Origin of the sequence: Klebsiella sp. ZJOU C1, assembly GCF_035620215.1 — a bacterium.
GTDB classification, from domain to species: Bacteria; Pseudomonadota; Gammaproteobacteria; order Enterobacterales; family Enterobacteriaceae; genus Klebsiella; species Klebsiella variicola.
Genome location: NZ_CP141644.1, coordinates 3,152,738 through 3,177,523, shown reverse-complemented (window position 1 = coordinate 3,177,523; position 24,786 = coordinate 3,152,738). Strand labels below are relative to the sequence as shown.

At 64.3% G+C, this 24,786-nt stretch carries 23 protein-coding genes and 1 pseudogene; 18 read left to right on the top strand and 6 right to left on the bottom strand.

Annotation, left to right across the window (positions count from 1 at the left end; all coding sequences use genetic code 11):
- Positions 1-32 precede the first annotated feature (32 nt).
- From SPE70_RS15270 to SPE70_RS15260, 3 genes are read left to right on the top strand one after another with little or no spacing between them, the layout of a single operon-like run.
- Positions 33-1,355 (top strand): MFS transporter, encoded by a 1,323-nt coding sequence (locus SPE70_RS15270; protein WP_064170338.1) that lies wholly within the window; start codon positions 33-35, stop codon positions 1,353-1,355.
- Between the two features lie 15 nt (positions 1,356-1,370).
- Positions 1,371-2,207 (top strand): shikimate dehydrogenase family protein, encoded by an 837-nt coding sequence (locus SPE70_RS15265; protein ID WP_064170337.1) that lies wholly within the window; start codon positions 1,371-1,373, stop codon positions 2,205-2,207.
- Between the two features lie 56 nt (positions 2,208-2,263).
- The gene (locus SPE70_RS15260; protein WP_064170336.1) at positions 2,264-3,007 is read left to right on the top strand and encodes a substrate-binding domain-containing protein; all 744 of its coding nucleotides are present in this window, start codon (positions 2,264-2,266) and stop codon (positions 3,005-3,007) included.
- Here SPE70_RS15260 and SPE70_RS15255 read toward each other — a convergent pair.
- The 4 genes from SPE70_RS15255 to SPE70_RS15240 all read right to left on the bottom strand — a co-directional run bounded on the left by SPE70_RS15255 (position 2,991) and on the right by SPE70_RS15240 (position 6,697).
- Positions 2,991-3,740, bottom strand: coding sequence for an ABC transporter ATP-binding protein (locus SPE70_RS15255; protein WP_047666655.1), 750 nt, complete (start codon positions 3,738-3,740; stop codon positions 2,991-2,993). The two genes, SPE70_RS15260 and SPE70_RS15255, sit on opposite strands and share 17 nt — an antisense overlap.
- Positions 3,737-4,744, bottom strand: coding sequence for a FecCD family ABC transporter permease (locus SPE70_RS15250; RefSeq protein WP_064170335.1), 1,008 nt, complete (start codon positions 4,742-4,744; stop codon positions 3,737-3,739). Before SPE70_RS15250 ends, SPE70_RS15255 begins: the two co-directional genes overlap by 4 nt.
- Complete coding sequence (locus SPE70_RS15245) at positions 4,734-5,792, bottom strand: ABC transporter substrate-binding protein (RefSeq protein WP_032754661.1); 1,059 nt, start codon at positions 5,790-5,792, stop codon at positions 4,734-4,736. The genes SPE70_RS15250 and SPE70_RS15245 overlap by 11 nt, the downstream gene beginning before the upstream one ends.
- A 92-nt stretch (positions 5,793-5,884) precedes the next feature.
- Complete coding sequence (locus SPE70_RS15240) at positions 5,885-6,697, bottom strand: DNA-binding transcriptional regulator (protein ID WP_023340341.1); 813 nt, start codon at positions 6,695-6,697, stop codon at positions 5,885-5,887.
- A gap of 177 nt (positions 6,698-6,874) precedes the next feature.
- Between SPE70_RS15240 and SPE70_RS15235 the strand changes: the two genes are divergently transcribed.
- The 8 genes from SPE70_RS15235 to SPE70_RS15200 all read left to right on the top strand — a co-directional run bounded on the left by SPE70_RS15235 (position 6,875) and on the right by SPE70_RS15200 (position 15,242).
- Entirely contained in the window at positions 6,875-8,539 is a 1,665-nt protein-coding gene (locus SPE70_RS15235; RefSeq protein ID WP_064170334.1) for a bifunctional 3-(3-hydroxy-phenyl)propionate/3-hydroxycinnamic acid hydroxylase, read from the top strand.
- Position 8,540: 1 nt separating this feature from the next.
- The gene (gene mhpB / locus SPE70_RS15230) at positions 8,541-9,485 is read left to right on the top strand and encodes a 2,3-dihydroxyphenylpropionate/2,3-dihydroxicinnamic acid 1,2-dioxygenase (protein WP_064170333.1); all 945 of its coding nucleotides are present in this window, start codon (positions 8,541-8,543) and stop codon (positions 9,483-9,485) included.
- A 17-nt stretch (positions 9,486-9,502) separates the two neighbouring features.
- Positions 9,503-10,369 carry a 2-hydroxy-6-oxonona-2,4-dienedioate hydrolase gene (gene mhpC / locus SPE70_RS15225; RefSeq protein WP_023297813.1) on the top strand — a complete coding sequence of 289 codons (867 nt, stop codon included), beginning with the start codon at positions 9,503-9,505 and terminating at the stop codon, positions 10,367-10,369.
- 10 nt (positions 10,370-10,379) lie between these two features.
- Complete coding sequence (gene mhpD / locus SPE70_RS15220; RefSeq protein WP_012967940.1) at positions 10,380-11,186, top strand: 2-keto-4-pentenoate hydratase; 807 nt, start codon at positions 10,380-10,382, stop codon at positions 11,184-11,186.
- Complete coding sequence (gene mhpF / locus SPE70_RS15215; protein ID WP_023297812.1) at positions 11,179-12,129, top strand: acetaldehyde dehydrogenase; 951 nt, start codon at positions 11,179-11,181, stop codon at positions 12,127-12,129. The genes mhpD and mhpF overlap by 8 nt, the downstream gene beginning before the upstream one ends.
- Positions 12,126-13,142 carry a 4-hydroxy-2-oxovalerate aldolase gene (mhpE, locus tag SPE70_RS15210; protein ID WP_064170332.1) on the top strand — a complete coding sequence of 339 codons (1,017 nt, stop codon included), beginning with the start codon at positions 12,126-12,128 and terminating at the stop codon, positions 13,140-13,142. Before mhpF ends, mhpE begins: the two co-directional genes overlap by 4 nt.
- A 75-nt stretch (positions 13,143-13,217) precedes the next feature.
- Complete coding sequence (gene mhpT, locus SPE70_RS15205) at positions 13,218-14,414, top strand: 3-(3-hydroxy-phenyl)propionate transporter MhpT (protein ID WP_064170331.1); 1,197 nt, start codon at positions 13,218-13,220, stop codon at positions 14,412-14,414.
- A 102-nt stretch (positions 14,415-14,516) separates the two neighbouring features.
- Positions 14,517-15,242, top strand: a complete 726-nt coding sequence (locus SPE70_RS15200) for a purine nucleoside phosphorylase YfiH/LACC1 family protein (protein ID WP_016161281.1) — start codon at positions 14,517-14,519, stop codon at positions 15,240-15,242.
- A 12-nt stretch (positions 15,243-15,254) separates the two neighbouring features.
- On the opposite strand, the gene SPE70_RS15195 is transcribed toward SPE70_RS15200, so the two are convergent.
- Both SPE70_RS15195 and SPE70_RS15190 read right to left on the bottom strand, forming a co-directional pair.
- A complete protein-coding gene (locus tag SPE70_RS15195) occupies positions 15,255-16,835 on the bottom strand; it encodes a rhodanese homology domain-containing protein (protein WP_064170330.1) in 1,581 nt (526 codons plus the stop codon).
- A 5-nt stretch (positions 16,836-16,840) separates the two neighbouring features.
- Positions 16,841-17,443 carry a cysteine dioxygenase family protein gene (locus tag SPE70_RS15190; RefSeq protein WP_064170329.1) on the bottom strand — a complete coding sequence of 201 codons (603 nt, stop codon included), beginning with the start codon at positions 17,441-17,443 and terminating at the stop codon, positions 16,841-16,843.
- Positions 17,444-17,549: 106 nt separating this feature from the next.
- Between SPE70_RS15190 and SPE70_RS15185 the strand changes: the two genes are divergently transcribed.
- From SPE70_RS15185 to SPE70_RS15155, 7 genes and pseudogenes are all read left to right on the top strand, one after another.
- The gene (locus SPE70_RS15185; RefSeq protein WP_032733195.1) at positions 17,550-18,443 is read left to right on the top strand and encodes a LysR family transcriptional regulator; all 894 of its coding nucleotides are present in this window, start codon (positions 17,550-17,552) and stop codon (positions 18,441-18,443) included.
- A gap of 144 nt (positions 18,444-18,587) precedes the next feature.
- Positions 18,588-19,683: pseudogene (locus SPE70_RS15180) on the top strand (LLM class flavin-dependent oxidoreductase).
- Positions 19,670-20,821 carry an acyl-CoA dehydrogenase family protein gene (locus SPE70_RS15175; RefSeq protein WP_023322821.1) on the top strand — a complete coding sequence of 384 codons (1,152 nt, stop codon included), beginning with the start codon at positions 19,670-19,672 and terminating at the stop codon, positions 20,819-20,821. The pseudogene SPE70_RS15180 and the gene SPE70_RS15175 overlap by 14 nt, the downstream one beginning before the upstream one ends.
- A gap of 5 nt (positions 20,822-20,826) precedes the next feature.
- Positions 20,827-21,789: an ABC transporter substrate-binding protein gene (locus tag SPE70_RS15170; RefSeq protein WP_008804495.1), complete on the top strand. Its 963-nt coding sequence runs from the start codon at positions 20,827-20,829 to the stop codon at positions 21,787-21,789.
- Positions 21,786-22,823 (top strand): ABC transporter substrate-binding protein, encoded by a 1,038-nt coding sequence (locus tag SPE70_RS15165; protein WP_032733194.1) that lies wholly within the window; start codon positions 21,786-21,788, stop codon positions 22,821-22,823. Before SPE70_RS15170 ends, SPE70_RS15165 begins: the two co-directional genes overlap by 4 nt.
- Positions 22,804-23,799, top strand: coding sequence for an ABC transporter permease (locus tag SPE70_RS15160; protein ID WP_012541421.1), 996 nt, complete (start codon positions 22,804-22,806; stop codon positions 23,797-23,799). The genes SPE70_RS15165 and SPE70_RS15160 overlap by 20 nt, the downstream gene beginning before the upstream one ends.
- On the top strand, positions 23,793-24,581 hold the full coding sequence (locus tag SPE70_RS15155; protein WP_012541422.1) for an ABC transporter ATP-binding protein: 789 nt from the start codon (positions 23,793-23,795) through the stop codon (positions 24,579-24,581). The genes SPE70_RS15160 and SPE70_RS15155 overlap by 7 nt, the downstream gene beginning before the upstream one ends.
- Positions 24,582-24,786: the final 205 nt, after the last annotated feature.

Here is a 24,786-nt window from a genome sequence, read left to right as displayed (position 1 = left end):
AACATCCTCTGTACCCGAGACAGGAACTGACTATGAGCTCATATAGCCCTAACCCGACGGCTGCCGCCCAGCCTGCCGTCACCGTGCGCCGCTCCCGGCGGCGCATCGGCATCCTTGCGCTGTTGGCCATTGGTACCATGATCAACTACCTCGATCGCACCGTGCTGGGGATCGCCGCCCCAAAGCTCACCGGTGAGCTGGGGATCGACCCGGCGATCATGGGTATCCTTTTTTCCGCCTTCGCCTGGACCTATGCCCTGGCGCAGATCCCCGGCGGGCTGTTCCTTGACCGCTTTGGCAACAAAGTGACCTATTTTCTGTCGCTGACCCTATGGTCGCTGTTTACCCTGTTCCACGGCATGGCGGTGGGGCTGAAAACACTGTTGCTGTTCCGCTTCGGACTCGGCATTAGCGAAGCGCCGTGCTTTCCGGTCAACAGCCGGGTGGTCAGCGCCTGGTTCCCGCAGCATGAGCGGGCGAAAGCCACAGCGGTGTACACGGTAGGGGAATACCTCGGGCTGGCCTGCTTTGCGCCGCTGCTGTTCTGGATCATGGACGGCTTTGGCTGGCGGGTGCTGTTCGTTAGCGTCGGCGCGGTCGGTATTCTGTTTGCCCTGGTGTGGTGGCGCTGCTACCGCGAACCGCATGAAGATCCGCGCCTCAGCCAGCAGGAGCGCGAGCATATCGAAAACGGCGGCGGCCTGAGCGCCCCGACGGACCAGCAGGTGGCATTCAGCTGGCCGCTGGTCCGCCAACTGCTGAGCAAACGGCAGATCATCGGCGCCAGCATCGGCCAGTTTGCCGGCAATACCGTGCTGGTGTTCTTTCTCACCTGGTTCCCGACCTGGCTGGCCACCGAGCGGCATATGCCCTGGCTGAAGGTGGGCTTCTTCTCCATCCTGCCGTTTGTCGCCGCCGCGGGCGGGGTGATGTTTGGCGGCTGGATCTCCGACAAACTGCTCAAGGCCACCGGGTCGGCCAACCTTGGCCGTAAGCTGCCGATCGTCGCCGGTCTGCTGATGGCCAGCTGCATTATCACCGCCAACTGGCTGCAGAGCGACCTGGCGGTGATCCTGGTGATGTCGTTTGCCTTTTTTGGTCAGGGAATGGTGGGGCTTGGCTGGACGCTGATCTCCGATATTGCCCCGAAGGGGCTAGGCGGCCTGACCGGCGGCCTGTTTAACTTCTGCGCCAACCTCGCGGGGATCCTCACCCCGCTGGTGATCGGCTTTATCGTTGCCGGGTTCGGCAATTTCTTCTACGCGTTGATCTACATCGGCGGCGCCGCGCTGCTGGGCGTGGTGGCCTATCTGTTTATCCTCGGCGACGTCAAACGTATCGAGTTATCGCAGTAAGCAAAGGAGCAAGGCATGGTGATTAGTGGAAATACGCGGCTGATAGCGCACCTTGGCTATCCGACCGCCAGTTTTAAGGCGCCGATGATCTATAACCCGTGGTTCGTCGACCAGCAGGTGGACGTGAAGGTGGTGCCGATGGGGGTCAGGCCGGAGGACTACGCCGCGTTTATTCCGCCGCTGTTTACGATGACCAACATCATCGGCGCGCTGGTGACGATGCCGCATAAAATCGCCACCTGCGATCTGGTCCAGCGCCTGAGCCCGACGGCGGCCATCGCCGGCGCCTGCAACGCCATCCGTCGCGAGGCCGACGGTAACCTGAGCGGGGATATGTTCGATGGCGACGGCTTTGTGCTGGGCCTGCGTCGTAAAGGGTTTAATCCGCAGGGGACGCGGGCGCTGGTGGTCGGCAGCGGCGGGGTGGGGTCGGCTATCGCCGCCTCCCTCGCCGCGGCGGGAGTCAGCGCCCTGACCCTGTACGATACCCGGCCCGAGGTGGCGCACGCCCTCGCCGGACGGCTGCATCAGCACTATCCGCTGCTCGATATCACCCTGATGCAGCACGATCCTGTCGGACACGAGCTGGTGGTCAATGCCACCCCGCTGGGGATGAAGGCCAGCGATCCGCTGCCGCTGGACGTTGACCGTCTGGTGCCAGGCACCTGGGTGGGGGAGGTGGTGATGACCCAGGAGTACACCCCGCTGCTGAGGGCCGCTCAGGCGCGACAGTGCCATATCCAGCGCGGGACCGACATGTTGTTTGAAATGATCCCCGCTTATCTGCGCTTTTTCGACCTGCCGGTAGCCACCCCCGAGCAGCTGCGCGCGCTGGCGGAAATTCGCTACTGACGCGACGGCAAACCGGGTAATATAGCGTTATGTTATCCGGTTTATAGCGACTCTCTATGATGTCCACTCCTCTCACGCTGCTGGCGGCGGGAAGCCTGAGAAGCGCTTTCCTGCCGCTGGTGGCGCACTTTCAGCAGCACACTGGCCTGGCGGTCGATGCGCAGTTTGGCCCTGCCGGCCTGCTGCGCGAGCGGATCGAGGCCGGGGCGCCGTGCGCGGTTTTTGCGTCCGCCAACGCGGCGCACCCGCAGGCGCTGCTGCAGGCCGGTCTGGCGCAGGAATGCCAGGGATTTGCCGGCAACCAGCTGATGCTGACCGCCCGGCGGTCGCCGGACAACGATGGCCTGGACTGGCTGGCGCTGCTCAGCACGCCCCGCCTGCAGCTGGCGACCTCCACGCCGGGATGCGATCCGTCGGGAGATTATACCTGGCAACTGTTTGCCCGAATTGAGGCGCACTATCCTGGGTTGGGCAACGCGATAGCCGGGCGGGCGCAGCCGCGGGTCGGCGGTAGAGACTCACTGAGCGTGCCGCCGGGCGAGATAGCCGGCGCGTGGCTTATTCGCCAGAATCTGGCGGATCTGTTTATCGGCTACGCGCACTATGGCCCCGCGCTGGCCGCCTGCGACGATCTGCGTACCCTGACCATCCCGGCGCCGTGGAATATTCGCTGCGATTACCAGCTGGCGCGTCTCAGGGCGGATCCCGCCGCGCTGGCCCTGTATCGCTTTATCCTCGGCGACGTTGGCCAGAGGTATCTCCGGCAGGCGGGTTTTATGCCGTTCAGCGACGCAGAGTAAACCCCGGCGCCAGCAGAGGGGACGCGGACGCTGGATGGTAGATCAGACGTACCGGCAGGCCGTACGCTTGCCGGAGGTGCGTTTCGCTCAGCACGTCGGCGGTCTCGCCTGCCAGCCACTGGCCCTCCGGCAGAAGCAGCAGCGTATGGCTGGCCACCTGCAGCGCATGGTTTGGATCATGGGTGGTGAACAGGACGGTGCGTGCCTGGCGGTAAGCGAGGTCGCCGATCAGCTGCAATACCACCTGCTGGTTACTGAGGTCCAGCGCCGAGCAGGGCTCATCCAGCAGGATATTCTGGCTGGCGCTGACCAGCGCGCGGGCAATCAGCACCAGCTGCTGCTGGCCGCCGGAGAGGGCGCCGAAGTCATCCCCGGCCAGGGCGGCAATCCCCAGCTGCGCCAGCGCGTTCTCAACCCGCCGGGCATCCTCCTCGCCCGGCTGGGCAAAGAGATCCACATGACGGGCGCGGCCCATCAGCACCACATCGCTCACGCGCCAGCGAAAAGCGGGACGAAACGACTGCGGGACCAGGGCGACGCCCCCCTCGCACTGCACCTGGCCGCCCAGCGGCGGCAACACGCCGGTCAGGGTGTCCAGCAGGGTACTTTTTCCCCGGCCATTGGCGCCCAGCACCGCCCAGATCTCACCGGGCCGGCAGGTCAGCGTGAGCGGGGCGAAGAGCGGCTGACGGTGGCCGTAGCGTAGCGCTTCCAGCGATAATGAGCTGTTCATCGGGCGGTACTCCGGCGCCGGGATTGCCCCAGTAAAAAGGTAAACAGCGGCGCCCCGAGCAGGGCAGTGATGATCCCGATCGGGATTTCCGCCTGGGTCAGCGTGCGCGCCAGATCGTCTACCACCAGCATCAGGGCGGCGCCAAGCCAGAAGGCGGTGGGCAGCAGGCGACGATGGTCAGCGCCCACCAGCAGGCGGGCGAGGTGCGGGACCACCAGCCCCATCCAGGCGATGCTGCCGCTGACCGCCACCTGGGCTGCCACCAGCACTGCACAGCACACCAGCACGCCGCGACGCAGCGCGGCCACCGGAACGCCAAGACTGCGGGCATCGCGTTCCTCCAGCGCCAGCAGGTTGATACGCCAGCGCAGCTTCCACAGCACCCCGGCGGCTAGCGCCATGGGCAGGGACATAAGCAGAACCTTATGCCAGCTGGCGGTCGCGAAGCTGCCGAGCAGCCAGAAAACAATGTTCGGTAACGTCTCTTCGCTATCGGCGAGGTACTGCATCAGGCTGACCAGCGCGGCGAAGAAGCCGCTGAGAATGATCCCGGACAGAATCAGCCCCAGCGTGCTGTCCCGCCCCTGCAGGGCGGCGAGGGCGTAAATCAGCCCCAGCGCGATGAGGCCGAAGAAAAAGGTCGAGGCCATCATCAGCAGACCGCCGACGCCCAACAGGATCGCCAGCGTGCCGCCGAAGGCGGAGCCGGCGGTCACCCCGATGATGTGCGGGTCCACCAGCGGGTTCTGGAACACGCCCTGCAAGGTGGCGCCGCACAGCCCCAGCGCGCCCCCGGCCAGCAGAGCCATGACCACGCGCGGCAGGCGAACCGACCAGACGATCTGCCCGATCACCCCTTCACCTGGCGGCAAATGGACCAGGGTGTGGCCAACGGCGCGCAGGCTTAACGGGTACTGGCCGAAACAGAGCGAGGCGACCGCGATCGCCAGCGTCGCCAGCGCCAGGCTACCCTGCAACCGCCAGGGATGGTGGTTAGCGCGCATCTGGCGTCCACGCCACGCGGTAAAAACGCTGATAGTAATCCCTGGCTTTACTGTCCACATCGATGCTCTGGTAGCGCGAAGGATAGAGTTTTTTCGCCATCCATAGCTCGCCCAGCGCCAGGGCCTCCGGCATCGGGTAACCCCAGGCTTTGGCGTACTCCGGCATCAGCCACACGCGGTGGTGTTTCACCGCATCGATCGCCTGCCACTGCGGATCGTTCTCTATCTGTTTGACCACCTGCGGATAACGGTCCTGGACGAAGATCACCTGCGGGTTCCACTCCAGTACCTGCTCCAGCGACACCTGACGGGCGCCTTTTACGCTGGCGGCCGCCACGTTCAGCGCCCCGGCGTGCGCCATCATCAGCCCGGTGTATTTACCGGCGCCGTAGGTATTCAGATCGGGGTTGGCCATATACACCCGCACCCGCTGGTTCTGGGGAATATCGGCCACCGGCGCATTGGCTTTTTTGCGCGCCGCAAAGGTGTAGTGAATCAGCGCCTCGGCCTCGGGCTGGCGCTCGACGACCTCGCCGATAAGGCGGATCCCCTCCACCAGCCCGGCGTTATAGGCCTGCTCTTCGTCAGCCATGGTGGGGTTCATTTTATTTTTTTCCCCGGCGGCGTCCTGGCGCAGCGAGATGGCCACCACCGGGATCCCGGCCTGTTGGATCTGCGCGATCATCGCCGGCGGCGCATAGTTGGCGACAAAAACCACCTGCGGACGCAGCGCCAGCAGGCTTTCAATATTGACCTGGGTGAGATCGCCCGGGGTCGCCAGTTGCCCGATCTCAGGCATAAAGCGGGCGAACTGCGGCCCGAGCTGTTTCTGCCAGCTGCTTAAGACGCCGACTATATCCTCTGCGGCATGCAGTTGCACCAGCAGGTTGAGCGTCTGATGTTGCAGAACCACGACGCGGGTGATGTGGTCGGGGAGCGTGACCTGGCGACCCAGCTGGTCGGTGACGGTGCGGTCGGCGAAGGCCTGGCCGGTGAACAGGCTGGCGCTGAGCAGCGTCAGGCCCAGCAGTAAGGGGTGTTTTGACATGGTGTGGCCCGAATGGCGTGAAAAATTCGTTATGTATTAAAGTATATAACGAGGCTGGGCGCAATGGGTGATCGCATTTACCCTCATCACGATTAAGGCATTTCGTACCACACTTCTTCCTCTTCCATGCGGGCCTCTATCTGACTCGCCACCCTCTGCAGGGCGGAAAGATGCTTCTGCGCCGCCTGCTCAATGGTCATCGCGCTGGCGATATAGACCAGATTCAGGCAGCCGATAACCCGCTGCTGGCTGCAGACCGGCACGGCGATGGAGGCGATTTTCTCCTCCTGCCGCCAGCCGCGGAAGTTTTCACCGTAGCCGTTCTGGCGGGTGCGGGCGAGGATCGCCGCCAGCCGTTCCGGTTCGCGGGCCAGCTGATACTCAGCTTCCGGACGGGCGGCCAGCATGCTGACGATGGCGTCGCGTTCCGCGTCGGGGGCAAAGGCCAGCCACGTCAGCCCGGAGGCGGTGAGCAACAGCGGCAGCCGCCGTCCGACCATCGCGCGGTGAAACGACAGTCGGCTGAAGCGGTGGGTAGTCTCGCGCACCACCATGGCGTCGACGTCGAGGGTGGTGATATCCGTGGGCCACTGTACCTCGCGCAGCAGCTCGCCGAGCAGCGGTGTGGCGAGGGCAGAAATCCAATGTTCGTCACGAAATCCATCGCTCAGCTGGCGGACGTTAATGGTCAAACGGAAGCTGTCGTCGGAGCGGCTGCGGCGGACAAAACCCTCCTCCTGCAGCGTCTCCAGCAGCCGGCGCACGGTGGTGCGATGCAGGCCGCTAAACTCCGCCAGCAGGCCCGGCGTCGCGCCGCCGTCGAATTTATTTAACAATTTTAATAACAATAAACCCCGGCTTAACCCACGCACCGTTTTGTACTCAGTGGACCCATCGTCACGCATAAATCCTTCCTTAAAATGCTTTATAAACAGCGTTGTGCACCTGGTGCACATTCGGCGATGTTTTGATTGTAGCCGAAAACCCCCGCCCTATACTCAGCCCATTATAAAAATACGTTTACACATGATTAACAAATTGCCTGTCAGCCGGGCAGTTTCCGAGTCGTGAGGTCGCTGAAAATGACAACATCTACACCCGATATTCAACCCGCCGTGCAGCATACCGCTCAGGTCGCCATCGCCGGCGCCGGTCCGGTTGGCCTGATGATGGCCAACTACCTTGGCCAGATGGGCATCAGCGTGCTGCTGGTGGAAAAGCTCGACACACTGATCGATTACCCGCGGGCCATCGGCATTGACGATGAATCCCTGCGGGCGATGCAGGCGGTAGGGCTGGTGAATGACGTGCTGCCGCACACCACGCCGTGGCACGCCATGCGCTTTCTGACCCCGAAGGGGCGCTGCTTTGCCGATATCCAGCCGATGACCGATGAGTTTGGCTGGTCGCGGCGCAACGCCTTCATTCAGCCGCAGGTCGATGCGGTGATGTATAACGGCCTGCAGCGTTTCCCGCAGGTCCGCTGCCTCTTCTCCCGCGAAGTAGAAGCCTTTAGCCAGAACGGTGACGGTGTCACGTTAAATCTTAAAGGACCGGACGGCGAGCGGGAGACGGTGCGCGCGGACTGGCTGGTGGCCTGCGACGGCGGCGCCAGCTTTATTCGTCGTACGCTGAACATCCCCTTCGAAGGTAAGACCGCGCCGAATCAGTGGATCGTCATCGATATCGCTAACGACCCGCTGGCCACCCCGCACGTTTACCTGTGCTGCGACCCGGTGCGACCCTACGTTTCCGCCGCGCTGCCCCATGGCGTGCGCCGCTTTGAATTTATGGTGATGCCCGGAGAAACCGAAGCCCAGCTCAGCGAGCCGCACAATATGCGTCGTCTGCTGAGCAAAGTGCTGCCGGACCCGGACCGCGTCGAGCTGATCCGCCAGCGGGTCTACACCCATAATGCCCGCCTTGCCGAGCGCTTTCGCATTGACCGGGTGCTGCTGGCCGGCGACGCGGCGCACATCATGCCGGTCTGGCAGGGGCAGGGATACAACAGCGGCATGCGCGACGCCTTCAACCTGGCGTGGAAGCTGGCGCTGGTGGTCAACGGTAAAGCGGGAGAGGCGCTGCTCGACAGCTACCAGCAGGAGCGCCGCGACCACGCGAAAGCGATGATTGATCTGTCGGTCACCGCCGGCAACGTGCTGGCGCCGCCGAAGCGCTGGCAGGGGGCCGTGCGCGACGGTCTCTCCTGGCTGCTGAACTACCTGCCGCCGGTGAAGCGCTACTTCCTCGAAATGCGCTTTAAGCCGATGCCGCAGTACCGCGAGGGGGCGCTGCTGACCGACGGCGCCGGCAAAACCTCGCCGGTGGGCAAAATGTTTATTCAACCGCAGGTGACGCTGGAGAGCGGCGAGAGCGTGCTGCTCGACGAGGTTATCGGCGCGAATTTCGCCATTATCGGCTGGGGCTGCAACCCGCAGTGGGGGCTCGAAGCCGGGCAGATCGCCCGCTGGCGCGCGATTGGCGTGCGCTTTATCCAGGTGGTGCCGGAGGTGCAGATCCATCGCGAGCAGGATAACGCCCCCGGCACGCTGCGGGTAGGCGATACGCAAAATCGCCTGAAGAGCTGGTTTGCTCAGCATAACACCGCCATTGCCGTGGTCAGACCGGACCGCTTTGTCGCCGCTCTCGCCATCCCGCAGACCCTCGGCGCACAGCTGACCGCCCTGGCGGAAAAAATGACCCTCGCAACCGGGGATACCGCCCGCACTGAAGAGAAGGTGGCCTGATATGGATGCCTATTTGCACTGTCTCTCCCACACTCCGTTGGTGGGATTCGTGGACCCGGAGCAGGCGGTCCTTGATGAAGTGAACGGGGTGATTGCTGACGCCCGGCGGCGGATCGCCGCTTTCGAGCCCGAGCTGGTGGTGCTCTTCGCTCCCGATCACTACAACGGTTTTTTCTATGACGTGATGCCGCCGTTCTGCCTCGGCGTCGGCGCCACCGCCATTGGCGACTTCGCCAGCGCCGCCGGCGACCTGCCGGTGCCGACCGAGCTGGCGGAAGCCTGCGCCCACGCGGTCATCAACAGCGGTATCGACCTGGCGGTGTCGTACAACATGCAGGTGGACCATGGCTTCGCCCAGCCGCTGGAGTTTCTGCTGGGTGGCCTGGACCGTGTGCCGGTGCTGCCGGTGTTTATTAACGGCGTCGCCGCGCCGCTGCCGGGTTTTCAACGTACCCGGCTGCTGGGCGAGGCGATGGGCCGCTTTCTCAATACCCTCAATAAGCGGGTGCTGATCCTCGGCTCGGGCGGACTCTCGCACCAGCCGCCGGTGCCGGAGCTGGCGAAGGCCGACGCCCATCTCCGCGATCGCCTGCTCGGCGGCGGAAAACAGCTGCCGCCGGACGAACGCGAACGGCGCCAGCAGCGGGTGATCAACGCCGCCAGACGGTTTACCGAAGACCCGCACTCGCTCCATCCCCTCAACCCGGTCTGGGACAACCGCTTTATGAGCCTGCTGGAGCAGGGGCGGCTGGCGGAGCTGGATGCGATCGGCAACGACGAGCTGTCGGCGATGGCCGGGAAATCGACGCACGAAATTAAGACCTGGGTGGCCGCTTTTGCCGCGCTATCCGCTTTTGGCCGCTGGCGCAGTGAGGGCCGCTATTACCGGCCGATCCCCGAGTGGATCGCCGGGTTCGGCTCGCTGAGCGCCACCACCGAGATTTGATTAACCGGGAGACTAACATGAGCTATCAACCGCAAACCGAAGCCGCCACCAGCCGATTCCTCAATGTCGACGAGGAGGGCCGCACGCTGCGCATCCATATCAATGACTGCGGCGACGGGAAAGAGACCGTGGTCATGCTGCACGGCTCCGGGCCGGGGGCCACCGGCTGGGCCAACTTCAGCCGTAACATTGACCCGCTGGTCGAGGCGGGCTATCGCGTGCTGCTCCTCGACTGTCCGGGGTGGGGCAAAAGCGATGCTATCGTCAACAGCGGCTCACGTTCGGACCTCAACGCCCGCATTCTGAAAAGCGTGGTCGATCAGCTGGGGATCGATAAAGTCCATCTGCTGGGCAACTCGATGGGCGGCCATAGCGCGGTGGCCTTCACCCTGAGCTGGCCGGAGCGGGTGGCGAAGCTGGTGCTAATGGGTGGGGGGACCGGCGGCATGAGCCTGTTCACGCCGATGCCGACGGAGGGCATCAAGCTGCTGAATGCCCTGTACCGCGAGCCGACCATTGAAAACCTCAAAAAGATGATGAGCATCTTCGTCTTCGACACCCGCGACCTCACCGAGGCGCTGTTCGAGGCGCGTCTCAACAATATGCTGTCGCGCCGCGACCATCTGGACAACTTCGTCAAAAGCCTCGAAGCCAACCCGAAGCAGTTTCCTGACTTTGGCCCGCGGCTGGGCGAAATCACCGCGCCAACCCTGATCGTCTGGGGACGCAATGACCGCTTCGTGCCGATGGATGCCGGGTTGCGCCTGCTCGCCGGGATCGCCGGTTCGGAACTGCATATTTACCGCGACTGCGGCCACTGGGCGCAGTGGGAACATGCCGACAGTTTTAATCAGCTGGTGCTCAATTTCCTCGCACGGGCTTAAGGAGTAAATGATGACTTTTTCTCTTGACGCGCTGGCCCGGCAGCTGCGCGACGCGGAACAGACCGGCCAGGCGATCGCCCCGCTGCGTGATATCCTCGGCGTCGACAATGCCGACGCCGCCTATGCCATCCAGCGTCTGAACGTCCAGCACCACGTGGCCCATGGCCGGCGGGTAGTGGGCCGCAAGGTGGGCCTGACCCATCCCAAAGTGCAGCAGCAGCTGGGGGTCAACCAGCCGGATTTCGGCACTCTGTTTGCCGACATGTGCTACGGCGACAACGCCGAGGTACCGTTTGGTCGCGTGCTGCAGCCCAAAGTGGAGGCCGAGATCGCCCTGGTGCTGAAGCAGGATCTGCCGCATGCCGATACCACTTTTGATGAACTGTATAACGCCATCGAATGGGTGCTGCCGGCGCTGGAGGTGGTGGGCAGCCGCATTCGCGACTGGTCAATCGGCTTTGTCGACACCGTCGCCGATAACGCCTCCTGTGGCCTGTACGTCATTGGCGGCCCGGCGCAGCGCCCGGCAGGACTGGATCTGAAGCAGTGCGCCATGCACATGACCCGCAACCAGGAGCTGGTCTCCAGCGGCCGCGGCAGCGAGTGCCTGGGGCATCCGCTGAACGCCGCAGTCTGGCTGGCGCGCAAGCTGGCGAGTCTCGGCGAACCGCTGCGGGCGGGGGATATCGTGCTGACCGGGGCGTTAGGCCCGATGGTGGCGATTAACGAGGGGGACAGCTTTGTCGCCCATATCGAAGGTATTGGCTCAGTTGCGGCACGCTTCGTCGCCGCCGGAGAAGGACATCGTGATGCGTAAACGTAAAGTCGCCATTATCGGCTCCGGGAATATCGGCACCGATTTAATGATTAAAATCCTGCGCCACGGCCAGCATCTGGAGATGGCGGTGATGGTCGGCATCGACCCGCAGTCGGATGGCCTGGCCCGCGCCCGGCGCATGGGCGTCGCGACCACCCACGAAGGGGTGGGCGGCCTGATGCAGATGGCGGAATTTGCCGACATCGATTTTGTTTTTGACGCCACCAGCGCCGGGGCGCACATCAAAAACGATGCCGCGCTGCGCGAAGCGAAGCCGGGGATCCGCGTCATCGACCTGACGCCGGCGGCGATTGGCCCGTACTGCGTACCGGTGGTCAACCTCGCGGCCAATCTCCATCAGGGCAACGTCAATATGGTGACCTGCGGCGGGCAGGCGACCATCCCAATGGTCGCCGCGGTCTCGCGAGTGGCGAAGGTGCATTACGCGGAGATCGTGGCCTCGATCGCCAGCCAATCCGCCGGACCGGGCACGCGGGCCAATATTGACGAATTTACCGAAACCACCTCGCAGGCGATTGAAAAAGTCGGCGGCGCGGGCAAGGGCAAAGCGATTATTGTACTGAACCCGGCGGAGCCGCCGCTGATGATGCGCGATACCGTCTACGTCCTGAGTGAGCTGGCGTCGCAGGAGGCGATTGCCGCCTCGATCGCCGAAATGGCGGCGGCAGTGCAGGCTTACGTCCCAGGCTACCGGCTGAAGCAGCAGGTGCAGTTTGAGGTTATCCCCGAGGATAAGCCGGTCAACCTGCCCGGCGTCGGCTGTTTTTCCGGCCTGAAAACCGCAGTTTACCTCGAAGTGGAAGGGGCGGCGCACTATCTGCCAGCGTACGCGGGCAACCTCGATATTATGACCTCGGCGGCGCTGGCGACGGCGGAGCAAATGGCCGGGGCAATGCACAGCGCGGCGGGAGCGACAGCATGAACGGTAAAAAACTTTATATCTCGGACGTGACGCTGCGCGATGGCATGCACGCCATTCGTCACCAGTATTCCCTGGCGCAGGTGCAGCAGATCGCCGGCGCGCTGGATAAGGCTGGGGTCGACTCCATCGAAGTGGCCCATGGCGATGGCCTGCAGGGATCCAGCTTCAACTACGGCTTTGGCGCTCACAGCGACATCGCGTGGATTGAAGCGGCGGCGGAGGCGGTCAGCCAGGCGAAAATCGCCACCTTGCTGCTGCCGGGCATCGGCACGCTGCACGATCTGAAAGCGGCGTATCAGGCCGGAGCGCGGGTGGTGCGGGTCGCCACCCACTGCAGCGAAGCGGACGTCGCGGCGCAACATATTGCCTTTGCCCGCGAGCTGGGAATGGACACCGTCGGTTTTCTGATGATGAGCCATATGATCTCCCCGCAGGCACTGGCGCAGCAGGCGCTGAAGATGGAATCTTATGGCGCGACCTGTATCTATGTGGTGGATTCCGGCGGGGCGATGAACATGAACGACATTCGCGACCGTTTCCGTGCCCTGAAGGCGGTGCTGAAGCCGGAGACCGCCACCGGGATGCATGCCCACCATAACCTGAGCCTCGGGGTGGCGAACTCGATCGTCGCGGTGGAAGAGGGGTGCGATCGCATTGACGCCAGCCTGGCCGGGATGGGGGCGGGGGCGGGCAATGCGCCGCTGGAGGTATTTATTGCCGCCGCCGACAAGCTCGGCTGGCAGCATGGCACCGAACTCTACGCCCTGATGAACGCGGCCGATGAGCTGGTGCGGCCGTTGCAGGACCGCCCGGTGCGTGTCGACCGCGAAACGCTGGCGCTGGGCTACGCCGGGGTCTACTCCAGCTTCCTGCGCCACAGCGAAGCGGCGGCCGAGCGCTATGGCCTCAGCGCGGTGGATATTCTCGTCGAGCTGGGCAAGCGGCGGATGGTCGGCGGCCAGGAAGATATGATCGTCGACGTCGCACTGGATCTGCTTAACCGCAATAAATAACGAAAAACGTGCGGCTGACAAAGCATCAGCCGCCAGTCACCTGCTCCGTTTGTTCGGCTATCGCCAAGGTACCCTATGACCAAGATAACGACTGCAAACCCCTCGCGCCTGGTGGTTACCATCGGGCTCTGTTTTATGGTGGCCCTGATGGAAGGGCTGGATCTGCAGGCGGCGGGGATCGCCGCCGTCGGCATGGCGCAGGCCTTTGCGCTGGATAAAATGCAGATGGGCTGGATCTTCAGCGCCGGGATCCTCGGCCTGCTGCCCGGCGCGCTGGTGGGCGGCATGCTGGCGGACCGCCACGGGCGCAAGCGCATTCTGCTGGGGTCGGTGCTGCTGTTTGGCCTGTTCTCGCTGGCCACTGCGGTGGCATGGAGCTTCCCGACGCTGCTGCTGGCGCGCCTGCTCACCGGCGTCGGGCTCGGGGCGGCATTGCCGAACCTGATCGCCTTAACCTCGGAAGCCGCTGGCTCACGCTTCCGCGGCCGGGCGGTAAGCCTGATGTACTGCGGCGTACCCATTGGCGCCGCGCTGGCGGCAGCGCTGGGCTTTTCCGGTCTCGCCGTGGCCTGGCAGACTATTTTCTGGATTGGCGGCGTGGTCCCGTTACTGCTGATCCCGCTGCTGATGCGCTGGCTACCGGAGTCGCAGGCGTTTCAGCGCGCGGAGGCCAGCGTGCCGCTGCGCACCCTGTTTGCCCCAGGGCATGCCGCCGCCACCCTGCTGTTGTGGCTGGGTTATTTTTTCACCCTGCTGGTGGTCTATATGCTGATCAACTGGCTCCCGATGCTGCTGGTGGGCCAGGGATTCCGCGCCAGCCAGGCGGCGGGGGTGATGTTCTCTCTGCAGATCGGCGCCGCCTGCGGCACGCTGCTGCTGGGAGCGCTAATGGATAAGCTCACCCCGCTGCGGATGTCGCTCCTGATCTACAGCGGGATTCTGGCTTCCCTGCTGGCGCTGGGCAGCGCGTCGTCGCTAAACGGAATGCTGCTGGCGGGGTTTGTCGCCGGGCTGTTCGCCACCGGCGGCCAGAGCGTACTCTATGCCCTGGCGCCGCTTTTTTACCCCGCAGCGATCCGCGCCACCGGGGTCGGCACCGCCGTGGCGGTGGGCCGTCTCGGGGCGATGAGCGGCCCGCTGCTGGCCGGCAAGATGCTGGCCCTCGGCACCGGCACCGTCGGGGTGATGGCGGCCTCGGCGCCCGGCATTGTGCTGGCCGGCGTGGCGGTGTTCTGGCTGATGCATCGCCAGCAGCGCGCGGCCATGGTCTGAAACGCATCCGGCGGTCTGGCAAAAAAATGCCGGGCCGCCGCCTTGCCTGTCCGCGTCACCTGGCCTATGGTAAGACATCATTCCCTGACGCTTATCGTCCCTATGGCTTACACCTCCCGTTTGCTCAATGCTATCCCTGGCATCCGCCACGCTTTTCTCGATGTCCACGAAACCGCCGCCTTTCCCTATGCCGAGCTGGCTCCGGTGAAGCTGGTGCATGGTAATGAGGTTCATCATTATCAGCAGCCGCTGCCGACGCGCCCGCACGCCGACGCGGTGTTTACCGCGGTAGCCGGGCAAAAGGTGGGGGTGGTGACCGCCGACTGTCTGCCGATGCTGATCGCCTCGCGCGACGGTCGCTTCGTCTGCAGCGTGCATGCCGGCTGGCAGGGGCTGGTCAGCGGCATTGTCGACAACAGTCTGGCCTGTTTTCGCCAGCAGGGGGTGGCATTGGCCGATCTGGTCATCGCCGTGGGGCCGCATATTCACCCTTGCTGTTACGAAGTCTCCGCCGGATTTTATCAGCAACTGCTGGACCAGCCCGGCGGTGATCGGGTGGCCCGCCATCGCCAGCGGCTGTTTCATTCCCGTTCGGGCCCGGTCAGCGATGCGCTCAAAGCCGCCGCACGCGGCAGCGATAATCTGTGGTTTGATCTGCGCGCCTTTGCCGAAGCGATCTTCGCAGAGGCGGGAGTGTCGCCGGCGAGCGTTGAATGGCTGGGGAGTTGCACCTACTGCACCCCGCAGTCGCTGGGCTCCTACCGACGCCGGACCCATTTTCCGGCGCCGAAGAGCTTTCAGTATTCGTGGATCCTGCGCGAGGCCTGAGGCGCGCTCGCGCTAGAGCACCCGAAAACCGTGGGTGCCGTCGCGGGCCAGCTGATCCACCAGGCCATACTCCCACTCCAGATAGGCCTGCATGGCCTCGGCGGAATTATCGGTTCCTTCGTACGGACGACGATAGCGGTCACGGCGCTCGACGGCGAGGCCGCTATCGCCATGCGCCAGCGGCAGACCGGCGGCGATCCACGCCAGCGTCCCGCCGGTAAGCAGCTGCACCGGTTTACCGGTCAAGGCCGCCACCTCCGGCACCGCGTAGCGGGCCAGCAGACTGCTGCCGCAGGTCACCACGTATCGCTGTGCGGGAGGGATCACATCCAGGGCCTGGCGCAGCTGCGAGCGCGTCAGCCACCACGCGCCGGGGATATGGCGAGCGACAAAGTTGGCGCTGGTGGTGAAATCGAGCACCACCGTACCGGGTTCGTCCAGCTGTTGCGCCAGCTGCGCCGGGCTTATCTCCTCCGCCTGCGGGCCGGGCGGCACCTCGGCGGCCGGCACCCCGCGTTCGCTCAACTGGCTGGCCGACAGCGCGCTCAGCCGCGCCGTCTCCCAGCCCATCTGCGCCAGCCACGAGCCGGTTATCGCCGCCCGGATGCCATCGTCATCCAGCAGCACAATTCGCGCCCCTCGTACGCTGGCGAAGTGATCGGTCTCCTGCACCAGCTGGCCGCCTGGCGCGCTCAGGCTGCCGGGATAGTGACCCGCCGCGTACTCCTCGGGGCTGCGGACATCAAACAGGAAGGTAGTGCGGTCGCTCTGCTGCAGCCAGCGTTGCAGCGTGGCCTCATCGATGACCGCCACCCCGGCCCGTTCGGCAAGATGCGCCACCTCAGCGGCCCGGACGCCGGAGGCGCGGGCGGAGGGATCGTATTGCCGCTGCTGCTGGTGCGCCAGCGTCTGGCCGGCCAGCGTCCAGCCGATAGTGCCATTGCGCAGGGCATGGACCGGGTTTGGCACGCCGGCGTTGATCAGCGACTGGGTGCCGATGATGCTGCGGGTGCGTCCGGCGCAGTTGACGATAACCGGCGTCTGCGGGGAGGGCGTCAGGCTCTCCACCCGCAGGGCCAGCTCGCCGCCGGGCACGCTGATGCTGCCGGGGATGCTCATGGTCTGGTACTCATCGAAGCGCCGGGCGTCGACGATCACCACCTCCTGCCGGCTGTCGATGAGCGCCTGAACCTCCTGGGCGCTGAGCGACGGCGTGTGACGCACGCTTTCCACCAGTTCACCAAAGGCTTTGCTGGCGGAGTTGACATCCTGAAACAGCTCGCCGCCGCTGCGGCGCCAGCCGGCGAGCCCCTCTGTCAGCAGGGCCACATCCTGATAGCCCCAGGCCCGCAGCCGTTCGACGGCGATCTCCGCCAGACCTTCGCCGTTGTCGTAGACGGTGAGCGGGGTGGTGAAGCGCGGTATCCGCCGGCGGACCTCCAGCTCCAGTTTGCTGAGCGGCAGATTGACGGCAAACAGCGGATGAGCGGTGGCGAAATCGGCCTCTTCACGGACGTCGATTAGCGCCAGTTCACGACGGTCGAGCAGCGCCTGGCGGATCCCGGCGGCCTGGCGATAAGCGTAGGTGGACATAGTGGTTATCCTTGATGTTCGCGGGACAAATCCCAGATATTGGGTAAATGGCGGTTAGAGTAGCCGGAGATAAACGGTTTCTGCTGCCCTTCCGGGGTATACACGGCGCGCTTCACCGCGCCGATATTGCCGCCGTAGATGTGAATGCTGATGGAGACGCGATCCGCCAGCGCATTGCTGACGCGATGAATATCGCCATCGTCAGCGCAGACTTTCTCCACCTGGCCTGCTTCCAGAAGCGTGGCGGCGCCCAGCGCGCGCGGTATGCCATCGGCATCCAGCTGGTAGCGCTGGTTTTCCTCCGCGCCGCGCAGCATACCAATGGCCCCCCACACCCGGTGGTCATGGATCGGCGTCGCTTGCCCCGGTCCCCAGACGAAGCTGACAATCGAGAAGCGCTCCCCGGAGTCGGCATGCAGCAGATACTGCTGGTAATGGTGCGGATGCGGCAGGGTGTACTCTTCCGGCAGCCAGTCGTCGTAACGCACCAGCGCCGCCAGTCGCTGCGCCACGGCGTCAAGCAGCGGGGCGGTCTGGTGGTGCTCACGGTGCAGGCGGTCTACCTCATGAATGAAATGGCGTAATTTTTCCAGTCGTGGTGCAGTCATGTGCGGTTCCTGTGAGAGGGACTGGTCAAAACGCTAACAGAGGCGTTAATATTATTTAAATGCAATTTACGCATATATTAATATGCAAATTTCACATAAGGATCCTATGCGCATTGACGATATTGACGCTTTGCTGGCCACGGTGCAGTTTTCCTCCCTCAATCAGGCCGCGGAATATCTGGGGATCACCCAGTCGGCCATCACCCGGCGTCTTCAGCGTCTGGAACAGGAGCTGAACGTGACGCTGTTGGAGCGCCAGACCCGCCCGCTGACCCTGACCGCCGCCGGACACCGGGTGTACGAGCAGTGTCTGAGCATTAAGCGTGAGACGAAAAAACTCTACAGCCTGTTGGATCCGCAAGGCGAGCCGCGCGGCGCGCTGCGTCTCGGTGTGCCGCAGAGTCTCAGCGAGATTGCCCTGCCGGCGGCGCTGTCAGCGCTGAGCCAGCAGTTTCCCGGACTGTCGCCGCAGATCACCTGCGGCTGGAGCGGACAGCTGCAGCGTCGGCTGGAAAACGGCGAGCTGGACGGCATGCTGGCGATGGGGCCGGCCCAGCAAAGCTTCGCCGAGGGCTATAGCGGGCGCCTGCTGTGTCCCCTGGAGGTGGTGCCGATCGTCAGCCGGCGTTTGAATTTGCGCGCGTCATCCCTGCGGGAGTGCGCCGAACAGGGCTGGATCCTTAACCCCGACGGTTGTGGCCTGCGCGCCGGGCTCATTCGCGAGCTGCAGAGTCAGGGATTGCGGTTGAAGCTCAATGTCGAAAGCGCGGGCGCGCAGCTGCAGATAGCGCTGGTGGCGCAGGGACAGGGGCTGGGTCTGGTGCCGCGGGCGGCGCTGGCCTGCAGCCCGTGGCGGGACGAGATCGCGGTCCTCAATCTCAGCGATTTTCAGCCTGCGGTCTCACTGTGGCTGATCCACGCCCAGTATCTGGCAAACCTGCAGCCGCCGCTGACCTTTTTCGCCAGCAAAGTGGTGCAGCAGCTGACAGTATCCGACTGAAAGCACTATGCATTTTTGTTTAATGCTAATTCAGCATATTAAGATATGATAAAAATGCATTTTGCTCATTAACACACTCTGTATAGGGTAATGACCAGCGCCGCTGTCGCGGCCACTCCATTACCCTGACGCAAGGAGTTGTTCATGAGCATTCAGTTTCTCGGCATGATTGGCCACCGCCTCTCTTCCGAAACGATTGCCCCGGTGGGGCCGATCTTTGACCGCGACTATATCGTTCGCTTTGCGCAAACCCATGAAGCCGCCGGGTTTGATCGTCTGCTGGTCGGCCACTGGTCCGATCAACCCGACGGCTTTCTGGTGACGGCCCTGGCGGGGCTGTCGACGCAGAAAATCCATTACCTGCTGGCTCATCGCCCCGGTTTTGTTTCGCCAACCCTCGCCGCGCGCAAATTCGCCACCCTTGAGCACCTGTTGGGGGGCCGGCTGGCGGTGCATATCATCAGCGGCGGCAACGATGCCGAGCAGCGCCGGGATGGCGATTATCTCGACCACGACCAGCGCTACGCCCGCACCGACGCCTTCCTCGACACCGTGCGCCAGGTGTGGACCAGCGAGCAGCCGGTGGATATTCACAACGATTTTTATCAGGCCGAGCAGGCCTGGTCCGCCATTCGCCCGCTGCAAAAACCGCATCTTCCCATCTACTTCGGCGGCTCGTCGGAAGCGGCCATCGCCGTCGCCGGCAAACATGCCGACGTCTTCGCCCTGTGGGGCGAGTCGCTGGCGCAAACCGGAGAGACCATCCAGCGCGTGCGCGCCGAAGCGGCGAAACACCAGCGTGATATCGGCTTCAGCGTCTCGTTCCGGCCGATTATCGCCGACAGCGAAGCCGAAGCCTGGGAGAAAGCCGAGCATATCCTTCACGTCGCCACCGAGCAGGCGGCACAGCGCGGAGGGGGTTTCAAAGCCAAACCGGACAGCATCGGCGCCCAGCGGCTGCGGGCCACCGCGGCGCAGGGCAGGGTGGTGGACAAACGTCTGTGGACCGGCATCGCCCAACTGGTGGGCGGCGGACATAACTCCACCGCCCTGGTGGGCACCCCGGAGCAGGTGGCGGATGCGCTGCTCGATTACTACGACCTCGGCGTGCGTAACTTCCTGATCCGCGGCTTCGATCCGCTGAACGACGCGGCCGACTATGGCCGGGCGCTGCTGCCGATCGCCCGGGAAAAAGCTGCCCGGCGTGCGGTGGCGGAGCGCGCATCGTGATCCATCCTGAGCGCGACGACTGGGCCCGGCAGCTGACGGCGCTCCGCCAGCAGATGGCGGAGCAGGCGGCCAGCCTTGATGCCAGCGGCGACTTTCCCCAGCGTAATATCGACCATCTGCGCGCGGGGGGCTGGTTAAGTCTCGCCGTGCCGTCATCCTGCGGCGGCGCGGGCGCCACTCTGGCCCAGCTGCAGCAGGTCATCGCCGCCATCGCCTGGGGAGAGCCGGCGACAGCGCTGATTGTCTGCATGCAGTATCTGCACCATTTGCGGCTGGCGGAAAATGACGCCTGGCACGCGCCGCTGCGCCAGCAGGTTTTTCACGATGCTGTCGAACACGGTGGCCTGATCAACAGCCTGCGCGTCGAGCCGGAGCTGGGATCCCCGGCGCGGGGCGGCCTGCCGGACACCGTGGCGACCCGTCGCGCGGAGGGCTGGGACATCAGCGGCCATAAAATTTATACCACCGGCATTGAAGGGCTGCGCTGGCTGGCGGTGTGGGCCAGAAGCGATGATAACCCGCCGCTGGTGGGCACCTGGCTGGTGGCTGGCGACAGCCCGGGTATCAGCGTGGTGAAAAGCTGGGATCACGCCGGGATGCGGGCCACCGGCAGCCATGAAGTTATTTTTAACCACGTGCGGGTGGCGGCAGAGCACGCGGTGGATGTCTGGCCGGCCGATGCGCCACCCGCCGCGGAGGCCGAACCGTTTCGCCTGTTCGCCAACCGGCAGACGGCGCTGCTGGCGGCGATCTATGACAGCATTGCCCACGCCGCTCACGACTGGCTGGTGAGGTGGCTGGCGGGACGGGTACCCGCCGGTCTCGGTCATCCGCTCTCTCGTCTGCCACGGGTGCAGGAGAAAGTCGGGCAGATCGCCGGGCTGCTGCTGGTCAACCGCAGCCTGCTGGAGCAGGCCGCCGCGCTGCGCTTTTCCGCTATCGAGGCCAATCTGGCGAAAGTCACCATCACCGACAACGCCATTCAGGCGGTGAATATTGCGCTCGAGCTGACCGGCAATCATGGCCTGAGCCGACAGAACCCGCTGGAACGCCACTACCGCAACGTGCTCTGCGGACGGGTACATACCCCACAGAGCGACAGCGCCTGGCTGGCAGCCGGCAACTTCGTCTTTCAATCACAAGGATAATCACGATGCGTCTATCATTTTCAGGCCGGGTGGCGGCAGCGCTGATGCTGCTGGCGCTGGGCGGCTACGCGACAGCGCAGGAGCGGATCACCCTGCGGATCGCCGATCAAAAAGGCGGCATGCGTTCGCAGCTGGAGGCGGCCAACGCCCTGCAAAATCTCCCTTACGACATTAAGTGGGCCGAGTTCCCGGCCGCCGCGCCGCTGGCGGAAGCCCTCAACGCGGGCGCCGTGGACGCGGGGATCATCGGCGATGCGCCGTTGCTGTTTGCTCTGGCCAACGGTGCGCCGGTCAAGGCCATTGCCGTGGATAAAAGCAACCCGGCGGGGACCGCGGTGCTGGTTTCCCCCGGCAGCACGTTAAAAAGCGGCGCCGATTTAAAAGGCAAACGCATCGCCACCGGTAAAGGGTCGATTGGTCATTTCGTGGCGCTGAAAGCGCTGGAGCAGGCGGGGATTTCACCGAAGGAGGTGCAGTGGGTGTTCCTCGGCCCGGTGGACGCCAAAGTGGCGCTGCTTAACGGTTCGGTAGACGCCTGGGCGACCTGGGAGCCCTACACCACCCAGATGGTGAAGACCAACGAGGGGCAGATTCTGGTGAGCGGCAAAGGGCTGCTGCCGGGGAATACCTTCCTCGCGGCAACGGATTCCGCGCTTAACGATCCGCAAAAACGCGCCGCGCTGCAGGATTATCTCCAGCGCCTGGCCGGCGCCGAGCGCTGGGCCTACGCCAATCTCGACAGCTACGGCAAAACGCTGGGGGAGATCATCCGCTTCCCGGCGGAGATCGCCCGCGCGCAGTTTGCCAACCGCCAGTCGCAGTGGCAGCCGCTGGCAGAGGAAACGGTGACCCAGCAGCAGGCAACGGCGGACTTTTATCTCGCCAACGGCCTGATCCGCACCCGGCTGGACGTGAAGCCGACCTTTGACCCCAGCTTTAGCGTGCCCGCCGCCGAGGTGACACCATGACCAGAAACACTTTTTCCCGCCGCCGTTTTTTACAGCTCAGCGGCGGCCTGGCGCTGGCCGGGGTCTCTCTGCCGCTGTGGGCTCACGATATGGCGGACATGGCCAGCGGCGATGCCCATCCGGCGCTGCGCCTGCCAGAGCCCTACAAGATCAAGCTGGCGATCAATAAAAGCGCGGTATGCCTCGCGCCGGTCGCCGTCGCCGAGCAGCAGAAGATTTTCAGTAAATATAACCTCGACGTTGAGTTTGTTAACTTCGGCAACTCCACTGATGTGCTGCTGGAGGCGATCGCCACCGGTAAGGCCGACGCTGGGGTGGGGATGGCGCTGCGCTGGCTGAAGGCGCTGGAGCAGGGCTTTGACGTCAAGCTCACCGCCGGGACCCACGGCGGCTGTCTGAACCTGCTGACGGCCAAAGACTCGCCGTTCGGCGGCCTCGAGAGCCTGAAGGGACAAACCATCGGCGTCACCGACATGGCCGGGCCGGATAAAAACTTCTTCGCCATTCTGCTTAAGCGCCACGGTATCGACCCGATCAGCGACGTGCAGTGGAAAGTCTACCCGGCGGATCTGCTCAGCGTGGCGCTGGACAAGCGCGAAATCGCCGCCATCAGCGGCAGCGAGCCATTCAGCTATCGTCTGCTGGAGACCGGCAAGTATCAGCTGATCGCCAGCAATATGACCGGGGATTATGCCAACCTCAGCTGCTGCGTGCTGGGGGTGAGCGGGAGTCTGGCGCGGGACCATAAACCGGCGGCCGCCGCGCTCACTCAGGCGATCCTTGAGGCGCACAGCTATGCCGCAGCGCATCCGGAAAGCGTGGCGCAATCCTTCCTCGCCCATGCCCTGAACACCAGTGAAGCGGAGGTGAGCGGCATCCTGCACGGGCAGGGCCACGGCCATCATGCGGTGGGCGAAGCATTCGTGAAAGAGCTGACGCAGTACGCGGTCGACCTGCAGCGGGTGCAGGTGATCAAGCCGGGTACCGATCCCCATCAGTTCGCGGAGAGTATCTATGCCAACGTATTCGCCTGAGCAGGCTCTGGCGCGCCCCACCGGCCGCGCGCCGCTGTGGGGAGAAGGGCTGCTGGCCGCCGCGCTGTGGCTGCTGGGCGGTCTGTTTACTCTGACCTGGCCCGATGCCGGGCGGCGCTGGCCGTTTAGCGAAGGGTGGGCGCTGGCGCAATTCACCCTCGGCAGTGGATTACTGCTGCTGGCGCTGAGCTATCGCTACTGGCGAGCGCGCGGCGCGCGTGTGCGGCATGCCGGCAAGTGGCTGGCGCTGTTGCCGGTGCTGTTTGCTGTCTGGGAAGGGCTGACCGCCAAGAGCGCCGTGCTGCCGGTGCCGTTTTTCGCGCCGCCGCAGGCGCTGATCGAAGTACTGCACGACGACTGGCCGCGCCTGCTCGACAGCCTGCTGCACTCGCTGGGGCTGCTGGGGCTCGGCGTGCTGCTGGGCACCAGCAGCGGGTTCATCACCGGTCTGGCCATCGGCTGGTCGCAACGGATTGGCTACTGGGTGCATCCGGTGTTACGTCTGCTGGGCCCGGTGCCGTCCACCGCGCTGCTGCCGCTGTGCCTGTTTATTTTTCCCTCGAGCTTCGGCGCCAGCGTGTTTTTGATCGCGCTGAGCACCTGGTTCCCGGTCACGGTGCTGACCTGGTCCGGAGTGATGGGCATTGATAAGGCGTGGTACGACGTGGCGCGGACCCTCGGCGCCAGCCAGCGTTTCCTGATCCTGCGGGTGGCGATCCCCGCCGCGCTGCCGAACGTCTTTGTCGGCCTGTTTATGGGGCTCGGCGCGTCGTTTTCGGTGCTGATTGTCGCCGAAATGGTCGGGGTGAAGTCAGGGATCGGCTTTTACCTCCAGTGGGCCCAGGGCTGGGCGGCCTATCCGAATATGTACGCCGCGCTGCTGGTGATGGCGTTGTTATGCTCCGGCCTGATAAGCGGATTATTTATGCTGCGTGACCGGCTGCTGAGCTGGCAGCGAGGAGGAATGCAATGGTAACAGCGACGCCAGATTCGCCGGCGATAGCGCGCGGCGCGGCGGTATCCATCAGCCATCTTCATCATGCGTTTACACTTGGCAAACAGACGGTACCGGTGCTGGAGAATATCAGTCTGCAGCTGCGCCCGGGGGAAAGCGTGGCGCTGCTGGGCCCTTCCGGCTGCGGTAAATCAACCCTGCTGCGGCTGCTGGCGGGGCTGGAAGCGCCGCAGAGCGGACAGATGCAGATCGACGGCGCGGCGCCCGGCGCCCCGGGGCCGGAGCGGATCCTTGTGTTTCAGGATCCGACGCTCTACCCATGGCTGACGGTACGGCAGAACGTGCTGCTGGGCCCGCAGGCACAGGGCAAAAAGGGGCTGGAGGCGAAGGCCGACGCGCTGATTGACCGCATCGGGCTGCAGGCCTTCAGCGAGGCGTGGCCGCGGCAGCTGTCCGGGGGGATGGCGCAGCGTGCGGCGCTGGCGCGCGCCTTGTTGAACGAACCGCGCCTGCTGCTGCTCGACGAGCCGTTGGGTAAGCTGGATTCCCTGACTCGCATCAGCATGCAGCGGGAGCTGATCGCCCTCTGGCAGCAGCAGGGGTATACCAGCCTGCTGGTGACCCACGATATCGAAGAGGCGCTGCTGCTGTGCGAGCGGGTACTGGTGATGTCGCCGCGTCCAGGGCGGATTATCGCTGAGTTCGCGTTGCCGCTGGATTTTCCCCGTCATCGCGATAACCCGCAGCTGCTGCAGCATCGTCAGGATATATTGCGCATCCTCGGCCAGGAGGAGGACTGGTAAGCTGAACGCATTGCCCGGTGGCGGCTGCGCCTTACCGGGCCTGCGAACTCGACAGGAAGGGGAAGGGCCCCAAGCTATGCAGTTGTAGGCCGGTGCAAGCGCAGCGCCGCCCGGCAATGGGCATCCGGCGCCAGGCGCCACATTTTTGCCCGGTGGCGGCTGCGCCTTACCGGGCCTGCGAACTCGACAGGAAGGGGAAGGACCC

Excerpts from the sequence above, each read along its gene's own strand:
- SPE70_RS15270 (WP_064170338.1), top strand. The coding sequence starts at position 33 with ATGAGCTCATATAGCCCTAACCCGACGGCTGCCGCCCAGCCTGCCGTC.
- SPE70_RS15155 (WP_012541422.1), top strand. The coding sequence starts at position 23,793 with ATGGTAACAGCGACGCCAGATTCGCCGGCGATAGCGCGCGGCGCGGCG.
- SPE70_RS15245 (WP_032754661.1), bottom strand. The coding sequence starts at position 5,792 with ATGTCAAAACACCCCTTACTGCTGGGCCTGACGCTGCTCAGCGCCAGC.
- SPE70_RS15190 (WP_064170329.1), bottom strand. The coding sequence starts at position 17,443 with ATGACTGCACCACGACTGGAAAAATTACGCCATTTCATTCATGAGGTA.
- SPE70_RS15260 (WP_064170336.1), top strand. The coding sequence starts at position 2,264 with ATGATGTCCACTCCTCTCACGCTGCTGGCGGCGGGAAGCCTGAGAAGC.
- mhpT (WP_064170331.1), top strand. The coding sequence starts at position 13,218 with ATGACCAAGATAACGACTGCAAACCCCTCGCGCCTGGTGGTTACCATC.
- SPE70_RS15160 (WP_012541421.1), top strand. The coding sequence starts at position 22,804 with ATGCCAACGTATTCGCCTGAGCAGGCTCTGGCGCGCCCCACCGGCCGC.
- SPE70_RS15200 (WP_016161281.1), top strand. The coding sequence starts at position 14,517 with ATGGCTTACACCTCCCGTTTGCTCAATGCTATCCCTGGCATCCGCCAC.
- mhpD (WP_012967940.1), top strand. The coding sequence starts at position 10,380 with ATGACTTTTTCTCTTGACGCGCTGGCCCGGCAGCTGCGCGACGCGGAA.
- mhpC (WP_023297813.1), top strand. The coding sequence starts at position 9,503 with ATGAGCTATCAACCGCAAACCGAAGCCGCCACCAGCCGATTCCTCAAT.
- SPE70_RS15255 (WP_047666655.1), bottom strand. The coding sequence starts at position 3,740 with ATGAACAGCTCATTATCGCTGGAAGCGCTACGCTACGGCCACCGTCAG.
- SPE70_RS15185 (WP_032733195.1), top strand. The coding sequence starts at position 17,550 with ATGCGCATTGACGATATTGACGCTTTGCTGGCCACGGTGCAGTTTTCC.
- SPE70_RS15240 (WP_023340341.1), bottom strand. The coding sequence starts at position 6,697 with ATGCGTGACGATGGGTCCACTGAGTACAAAACGGTGCGTGGGTTAAGC.
- SPE70_RS15250 (WP_064170335.1), bottom strand. The coding sequence starts at position 4,744 with ATGCGCGCTAACCACCATCCCTGGCGGTTGCAGGGTAGCCTGGCGCTG.
- mhpB (WP_064170333.1), top strand. The coding sequence starts at position 8,541 with ATGGATGCCTATTTGCACTGTCTCTCCCACACTCCGTTGGTGGGATTC.
- SPE70_RS15195 (WP_064170330.1), bottom strand. The coding sequence starts at position 16,835 with ATGTCCACCTACGCTTATCGCCAGGCCGCCGGGATCCGCCAGGCGCTG.
- SPE70_RS15235 (WP_064170334.1), top strand. The coding sequence starts at position 6,875 with ATGACAACATCTACACCCGATATTCAACCCGCCGTGCAGCATACCGCT.
- SPE70_RS15165 (WP_032733194.1), top strand. The coding sequence starts at position 21,786 with ATGACCAGAAACACTTTTTCCCGCCGCCGTTTTTTACAGCTCAGCGGC.
- SPE70_RS15170 (WP_008804495.1), top strand. The coding sequence starts at position 20,827 with ATGCGTCTATCATTTTCAGGCCGGGTGGCGGCAGCGCTGATGCTGCTG.
- SPE70_RS15265 (WP_064170337.1), top strand. The coding sequence starts at position 1,371 with ATGGTGATTAGTGGAAATACGCGGCTGATAGCGCACCTTGGCTATCCG.
- mhpF (WP_023297812.1), top strand. The coding sequence starts at position 11,179 with ATGCGTAAACGTAAAGTCGCCATTATCGGCTCCGGGAATATCGGCACC.
- mhpE (WP_064170332.1), top strand. The coding sequence starts at position 12,126 with ATGAACGGTAAAAAACTTTATATCTCGGACGTGACGCTGCGCGATGGC.